Source organism: Pseudomonas sp. B8(2017) (genome assembly GCF_002113575.1).
In the GTDB taxonomy this organism is placed as follows: Bacteria; Pseudomonadota; Gammaproteobacteria; order Pseudomonadales; family Pseudomonadaceae; genus Aquipseudomonas; species Aquipseudomonas putida_Z.
Map to the genome: position 1 here is coordinate 75,174 of NZ_NEIO01000024.1, position 7,898 is coordinate 83,071.

Annotated in this window: 5 protein-coding genes; 1 reads left to right on the top strand and 4 read right to left on the bottom strand. The window is 65.2% G+C overall.

Annotated features, from left to right (window positions below; genetic code table 11):
- Positions 1-22: 22 nt before the first annotated feature.
- Positions 23-2,434 carry a DUF3772 domain-containing protein gene (locus tag CAG22_RS24295; protein ID WP_085617319.1) on the top strand — a complete coding sequence of 804 codons (2,412 nt, stop codon included), beginning with the start codon at positions 23-25 and terminating at the stop codon, positions 2,432-2,434.
- A gap of 111 nt (positions 2,435-2,545) precedes the next feature.
- Here the strand turns inward: CAG22_RS24295 and CAG22_RS24300 are convergent, their stop codons facing one another.
- From CAG22_RS24300 to CAG22_RS24315, 4 genes are all read right to left on the bottom strand, one after another.
- On the bottom strand, positions 2,546-3,763 hold the full coding sequence (locus tag CAG22_RS24300; protein WP_085706342.1) for a DUF3422 domain-containing protein: 1,218 nt from the start codon (positions 3,761-3,763) through the stop codon (positions 2,546-2,548).
- Positions 3,764-4,089: 326 nt separating this feature from the next.
- On the bottom strand, positions 4,090-5,520 hold the full coding sequence (locus tag CAG22_RS24305; protein ID WP_085706343.1) for an aldehyde dehydrogenase family protein: 1,431 nt from the start codon (positions 5,518-5,520) through the stop codon (positions 4,090-4,092).
- A gap of 13 nt (positions 5,521-5,533) precedes the next feature.
- A complete protein-coding gene (locus tag CAG22_RS24310; protein ID WP_046616768.1) occupies positions 5,534-7,033 on the bottom strand; it encodes a cytosine permease in 1,500 nt (499 codons plus the stop codon).
- A gap of 94 nt (positions 7,034-7,127) precedes the next feature.
- Positions 7,128-7,517 (bottom strand): nuclear transport factor 2 family protein, encoded by a 390-nt coding sequence (locus CAG22_RS24315; RefSeq protein WP_015268917.1) that lies wholly within the window; start codon positions 7,515-7,517, stop codon positions 7,128-7,130.
- Positions 7,518-7,898 lie beyond the last annotated feature (381 nt).

Genomic DNA, 7,898 nt, shown 5'->3' on the forward strand with positions numbered 1-7,898 from the left:
GAATTGTAAAGAGGAATATTCGATGAGGCGTGTCAGCCTTGCCCGTTTTTGCCCAGGCCTGATGGTTTTCATGGCCTTGATGCTGGCCATTGCCAGCCCGGCCTGGTCGGCCCCGGCCACGCCGTTGTCCAATCTGGCGGTTGCCGAAGCGAACGTGCTGGATGAAAACGCCAGCATCGAGCAGTTGAGCGATCGACTGGACCAGATCCGCCAGGGTGTCACCAGCGAGGCCAACGACGATCTGCTGTCGCAACTGCGCCTGGGCGCCATGCAGGTCCAGCGCCAGGCCGATGCGTTAAGTGCCCTGCGCACCACGGATGTGGAGAAAGTCGACGACAAGCTCAAGGTCATCGGGCCGGTCCAGCCGGACGAGGCCGCCACCCTGACCCAGCAGCGCAAGGAGCTGGAGGCCGAGAAGAAGGCCTTGGTAGCCCAACGGGACCAGGCAACCAAGCTGACCCAGTCGGCCCGCGACCTGTCCACGCAAATCGTCAACCTGCGCCGCAGCCAGTTCAACTCGCAGATCACCAGCCGCGCGGCCTCACCGCTGAGCCCGGCGTTCTGGCAGAGCATCATTCGCCCCACCCAGGACGACGTGGCACGCCTGCGTGACCTGCGTGGCGAGACGGCCGATGCCATCGGTAGTGCCTTCAGCGCCGAAAATCGCTGGCTGTTCATTACCAGCCTGGTGGCGGCAATCCTGGTCTGGACCTTGGTGCGCCGCGTGCTCGAGCGCCTGCTGGCCGACGCCATGGTCAGCTGGCTACCCGAAGGCCGCCTGCGCCGCAGTGCGTTGGCGCTGGGCGTGAGCCTGGCAACCTTGGGTACCATCGCCGGTTCGGTCTCGCTGCTGCGATGGGGGCTGGAGAGCAGCGCCGAGCTGGGCGCCGATATCGCCAGCCTGGCCAACCATGTACTTGCCCTGGTGGTGTTCAGCGCCTTCATCACCGGCCTGGGCCGCGCCATGCTGATGCTGCAGCGTCCGTCCTGGCGCCTGCCGCCTATTCACGATGAAGTGGCCAGCGCCCTGGGCTGGTTCCCCAAGGTGCTGGCGTTGGCGCTGATGGTCATGATGACCATGGAACGCATCAACAGCGTGATCGGTGCCAGCCTGGCGCTGACCGTGGCGGTCAACGGCCTGACCGCGCTGGTAGTGGCGGTCACCTTCGCCGGTGCGCTGCTGCGTTACCGCCGCACCCTGCGCAAGCATGACCTGGAGCGCCCCACGGGCCTGGCCGGGCTGATCCCGTTCGTGATGGTGATCTGGCTGACGTTGATCCTGCTGGCCCTGCTCGCCGGTTACCTGACACTCGCCTACTTCCTCACCGCCAAGCTGCTGTGGGTCAGCCTGGTGATCACCTGTGCCTACCTGCTGACCACGTTCTTTGGCGACCTCTGCGAAACCCTGCTGTCGCCCCGCCAACCCGGCGGCCTGGCGCTGGCCTCGACCCTGGGCCTGGCGCCACGTCACCAGGCGCAGGCCAGCACCATCCTGGCCGGCATCGGCCGCACCGTGGTGCTGTTCCTGGCGTTGTTGCTGGCACTGATGCCATCGGGCACCAGCCCCAGCGAGCTGTTGCTGAGCCTGGGTGATTGGGACGAGACCGGCGGCAAGCTGCTGGGCAACATGAACATTGTCCCCCAGGACATCCTGCTGGCAGTGGTGATGTTCCTCGGCGGCCTGTTCGCCATCCGCGTGGTCAAGCGCTGGCTGAGCGATCGCCTGCTGCCGGAAACCGACATGGACGCCGGCATGCGTGCCTCGCTGGTGACCCTGGTGGGTTACCTGGGCTTCATCTTCCTGGCCATGCTGGTGATGTCGACCCTGCGCATCAACCTCACCAGCCTGACCTGGGTGGTCAGTGCCCTGTCGGTGGGTATCGGTTTCGGCTTGCAGCAGATCGTGCAGAACTTCATTTCCGGCCTGATCCTGCTGACCGAGCGCCCGGTCAAGGTGGGCGACTGGGTCAGCCTGGCGGGCGTCGAGGGCGACATTCGCCGTATCAACGTGCGCGCCACCGAGATCCAGATGTCCGACCGCTCGACGGTTATCGTGCCCAACTCACAGTTCATCTCGCAGAACGTGCGCAACGTGACCATGGGCAATGCCCTTGGCGTGGTCGGCATTACCCTGACCATGCCGCTGGAGACCGATGCCAACCGCGTGCGTGAACTGCTGCTGGCGGCTTACCAGGAGCACGAGGCGATTCTGGATGCGCCGGCCACCTCGGTCACCTTCAAGGACCTGACCAGCAGCGGCATGGTGATAGGTGTGAGTGGTTACGTGGCGGGGCCGCGGCAGGTATCCGGTACGCGCAGTGACCTGTTGTTCACCATTCTTGGGCGCCTGCGTGATGAAGGTATTGCCCTGTCGTCGCCGCAGAGCATGGTGTTGGTGCAGGAGGGCGCTCGCTCGGCTGACGAGTCGGTGTGAAGCCAATCGCCGGCAAGCCGGCTCCCACAGGTACTGCGTATGGCTTGAAGTCGACGCGGTCCTTGTGGGAGCTGGCTTGCCGGCGATTGGGCTGCAAAGCAGCCCCCAGCCTCAATGCTGCTTGGCCTGCCTGATCCTCAGCAAAATCACCAGCAGCACCAACAGCACAGGCGGCGCCATGGCCAACAGCCCATCCCGCGCCGTCAGCCCCAACCCCAGCACATTCAGCCCGCCATACAGCAGCTTGAACAAGTTCAGCAGGTAGTAGGTGATGGCGATGATCGACAGCCCCTCCACCGCCCGTTGAATCTTCACCTGGGCATCGGCCCGGGCGTTGAGGCTGCGCAGGATCTCGGCGTTCTGTTCTTCCATCTCCACCTGTACCCGTGCCTGCAACAGGTCGCCCAGGTTGGCCACATTCTTCGCCAACTGCTCCAGGCGCTGCTCGGTGGCCGCGCAGTAGCGCACGGTCGGTTTGAACCGTCGTTCGATGAACACCCCCAGGCGCTGGCAGTCGCCCACATGGCTTTCCCGCAGCTCGCCCAGGCGCTCGAACACCAGTTGCGCATAGGCTTGCGTGGCGCCGAAGCGGTGGCGGGTTTTCACCGTGCGGCTGACCACCTGGCGTGACAGGTGGGCAATGGCCTCCAGCAACCCTTTGGAATCATGGCCATCGACCCCGGCACTGCGCTCCGAGAGGCTGACCAGGGTCTTGTCGAAGGCATCCAGTTCCTGGCTCAGGTCCTTGGCCGTGGTCAGGGTCAGCGAGGCCATCATGCGGTAGGTCTCGATCTCCAGCAGACGGCGGATCATGCGGCCCTGGCGGTAGGCATTGAGGCGACGGTTGATGAACAGGAAGCGGTTGGTGCCGTCCTCGGTCAGGCGAAAATCGCTCCACACCACCGCATCGCCACCGCCGACGCAGGAGCCGCACGGGTCCTTGAAACCGTAGTGGGGCAGGTCCAGTTCGTGTTCGTCACGGACCAGCACCTGCACGGCGTTGATTACTTGCGCCGCTTGCGGAGCGATAGCCTCGGCCAGCACCGGCGGCAGCGTTTGCCACTCGGTGTCGGCGGCAGTGCAGGGCACCACCAGGGTCAGGGTGAAGAACTCGGTGTGCCGTTCCCACTTGAACGGATGGCCATCCAGGCGGGTGATGCCTTGGGCGGCAGCGGTGTCCAGGGCATCCGGGCAGCAGCGTTGCAGCAGTGCCGCACAGGCAGCATCGCCGCCGAGCAAGGCCAGGTGGAAGACATGCGCCGGGCCGTCGAAATACAGCGACGGGCGGGCGTGCAGTTCGTTGTGCAAGGCGTTGCGTTGAGGGTGCATGGGTGGTCCGGCCTGGTGTTGTGATTGTGGGGGTACCAGGAAGTGGGACTTTGCGGTGGGAGGGGAAAGTCACGCGGGCGCAGAGTTTTGTATCGCCTGTGCCGGCCTCTTCGCGGGTAAACCCGCTCCCACAGGGATAGCGCAGGCCTGAAGGGCAGCGCGGTACCCGCGAAGAGGCCGGTGAGCCCGGCATCAATTCCAGGCCTTACTCGCGGTTCAGCAACTAGTTGAGCGCCCGGGTCATTTGCACGTTATGCACGGTCATACGCGGTCCTTGTAGGAGCGGCCTTGTGTCGCGAAAGGGCCGCAAAGCGGCCCCGGAAATCTCAACCCAGACAGCGTGTCACATGCTTGACCGACTGGTAGGCCGACAATCCCCAAGGCCCCAGCTCACGCCCGATCCCGCTACCCTTGGTGCCACCCCACGAGGTCTCGACGAACACCGCCTGCACCGAGTTGATCCACACATGGCCAACCTCCAGCGCATCGGCCACCCGCTCGGCGCGCTCCAGGTCGGCGGAGCACACCGTAGCCACCAGCCCGAAGCGGCTATCGTTGGCCTCGGCAATCGCCTGTTCCTCGGTCGCAAAGCGACGCGCGCACAGCACCGGGCCAAAGATTTCCTCGGTCCACAGGCGGCTGTCTTTCGGCACATCGGCATACAGCGTCGGGCTGACGAACCAGCCATCCCGGTCCAGCGCCTTGCCACCGGCCAGGCACTGCAGGCCTTCCTCCCGCGCCGTGGCAAAGTAGCCGGCCACCTTCAGCCACTGCGCCTGGCTGGTCAGCGGCCCCATGTCGACTTCTTCGGTCAACGGATTACCGACCCGTAGCTGTTCCAGTGCGGCCTGCAAACGCGGCAGCAATGCATCGGCAATGCCGTCCTGCACCAGCAGCCGCGAAGTGGCCGAGCACATCTGCCCGGTGTTCCAGGTAATGCCGGCGACGATCCACTCCACCGCCTGGCCCACGTCGCAATCATCGAACACCACGATCGCCGACTTGCCGCCCAGCTCCAGCGTCACCGGCCGGCACTGCGCCGAAGCGCTGCGCATTACCTGGCTGCCGACACTGTTGCTGCCGGTGAACGACAGCTTGTCCAGGCCATTGTGGTTGCTCAGTGCAGCGCCGGTCTCGGCCTTGCCGTTGACGATGTTCAACACCCCGGCCGGCAGCCCCAGGGCATCGGCGATCTGGCCGTAGGCCTGTTCGATCAGCGGGGTGACTTCCGATGGCTTGAGCACCACGGTGCAACCAGCGGCCAGGGCCGGGGCGAGCTTCCAGGCGCTGGTCACCAGCGGAAAGTTCCATGGCACGATCAGGCCGACCACGCCCACCGGTTCCAGGCGGGTGCGAGCGCTGAAACCCGGCGCAGCCAACGGCACATCACGGTTCTTCGATGGCAGTTGCTCGGCCAGTTCGGCGTAGTAGCCGAAGGTGGCGATGGCGTCGTCCAGGTCGATTTCCGCCTCATGACGTGGCTTGCCGTTGTTGCGCATCTGCAAGGTGATCAACGCTTCACGGCGCTGCCCGAGCTGTTCGGCAAAGCCGCGCAGGTAGGCGGCGCGTTCGCTGGCGCTGGTGTTTTTCCAGGCGGGCAGGGCGCCACGGGCAGCGGTCACGGCCTGGTCTACCTGGGCGACGCTGGCAGCCATCAGTTCGGCAAACGGTTGCCCAAGGGCCGGGTCATTGACGCTGATGCAGTCGCTGCCCTGGCCTTCGACCCAGCGGCCGGCAATGTAGTGGGAAGTGGTCATGGTCGTTTTCCAGTCAGGCCATTTCGGCGGTGGTTACCGGCGTGTGCGCGGTGCTTTTGCAACGCACCCAACGCGGGCCCTGGGGGCCATACACGCCGGCAGGTTCGGGGAACAGGTTGAGCAGCAGCAGGTACAGCACGCCGGCCAGCCCCAGGGTGACCGGCAGGCTCAGGTCGATGCCGCCGGCCAGGTCGCCCAGCGGGCCGACGAACTGCCCTGGCAGGTTGACGAAGCACAGGCCCACCGCCGCGCTGGGGATCCACGCCCCCATGCCGCGCCAGTTCCAGCCATGCAGGAACCAGTAGTGGCCGCCACGCTGGCCGCGGGTGAACACCTGCAGGTCGTCGGCATGGTAGAAGCCGCGACGGGTGATCAGGCCGAGGATCATGATCACCATCCACGGGCTGGTGCAGGTGATGATCAGCACGGCGAAGGTCGACACGCTCTGCACCAGGTTGAAGGTGAAGCGGCCGACGAAGATGAAGCCGATCGCCAGCACGCCGATCAGCAGCGTGGCGCCGGCACGGCTGAGCAGGCGTGGGAACACGCTGGACATGTCCAGGCCGGTGCCGTACAGCGCCGTGGTGCCGGTGGACATGCCGCCGATCACCGCAATCAGGCACACCGGCAGGAAGAACCAGCTTGGCGCCACCGCCAGCAGGCCACCGACGTAGTTGTTGGCGGCGATGTAGTCCGGCGCCTGGGTGGCCACCAGGGTGGCGGTGCACAGGCCGAACAGGAACGGGATCAGTGTCGCGCCCTGGGCCGCGATCACCGCCAGCATGATGCGCGCCTTGGGCGTTTCACGCGGGATGTAGCGCGACCAGTCGCCGAGGAACGCACCGAACGACACCGGGTTGCTCATGGCCAGGATCGCCGCACCGACGAATGCCGCCCAGAAGCCCGCCTGGCCGAGGTTTACGCTGCCCGCATAACCGGCATCGAACGGCCCGGCAAAGGCAACGATGCCCAGCAGGAACAGCAGGCTCGAGGCCCACACGGCGATCTTGTTGACCCACAGCATGAAGCGGAAGCCGAAGATGCACACCACCAGCACCAGCACCGCGAACAGGCCATAGGCCAAGCCCAGGGTCAGGTCGGTTTCCGGCAGGCCGGCGAGGCGCTTGGCGCCGCCGACCAGGGCGTCGCCCGAGCTCCACACCGACAGCGAAAAGAACGCCACCGCGGTGAGCAGCGACAGGAACGAACCGACGATGCGCCCGTGCACGCCAAAGTGCGCACCCGACGACACCGCGTTGTTGGTGCCGTTGAGCGCGCCGAACAGGCCCATGGGCGCGAGGATCAGCGCGCCTACGCCGACGCCGAGCAGGATCGCCCACACGCCGGCCTGGAACGACAGCCCGAACAGCACCGGGAAGCTGCCCAGTACGGCCGTGGCGAAGGTATTGGCGCCGCCGAAGATCAGGCGGAACAGGTCCAGCGGGGAGGCGTCGCGTTGATCGTCGGGGATCTGTTCGACGCCGTTGGTCTCGATACCGGTCGAGTGGCTCATGGTGATGCTCCAGCGCGGTTGTTGTGGGCCGGCGCAGTACGCGGGCCTTATTGTGGGTGCGATGGCAGGGCGGCAGGGCCGCGTAAATGGATGATCAGGCCGGCGATACGACCGACAGGTGCTCGTGGCAGGCCAGCCACCTTTCGCCGTGGCGGCGGAAGACGATGGTCTCGCGCTCGCTCAACTGGTGTTCTTCGCCGGCGATGCGGATGTGCGTGGCCACATCATGCATGAAGATCGCCACGTCACCTTGCAGGCTCACCTGGGCATTGCCCGACTCGCAGGCGAGCACCGCAAACCCGTCGGCCTGCCACTGGGCCCAGAGTTGCTCGTAGGCATGGCGCGACAGCAGCGGTTGCGGCAGGGTGTGGAAAAGGAAGGTGGCGTCTTCGCTGAAGCAGGCGAAATAGCGAGCGGTGTCGTTGCTGGCGAACGCCGCAACGAGGTCGGCGGCGGCTTGCCGTACCTGGAGTGTCTGGTCCACGGGAGTGGCCTCACGGTTCTTGTGATTGTGGTGAAGCGATTCTGGTGGCGGTTGGCGAGGGGAAAAATCGCTGCGGGCAAATAATCAGTTCAGGATTTTGTGAAGTGATGGCTGCGCTTTCTCAGGTTTCGCACTGCGCACCCTGTGGGAGCGGGCGTGCCCGTTCTCATAAGGCTGCACATAACTCATTGAATTAGCAGGGACCCTGTGGGAGCGGCTTTAGCCGCGAACACCGGCGCAGCCGGTGCCAGGCACCGCGTTGGATTCTTCGCGGCTAAAGCCGCTTGTATGGTGATACTCGAAGGGGTGGTGGGACGAAAAAGCCGAATCTGACTGTTCACAGCAGTACAGACCGTGGGAGAACTCGCCCCACCCCTTCAC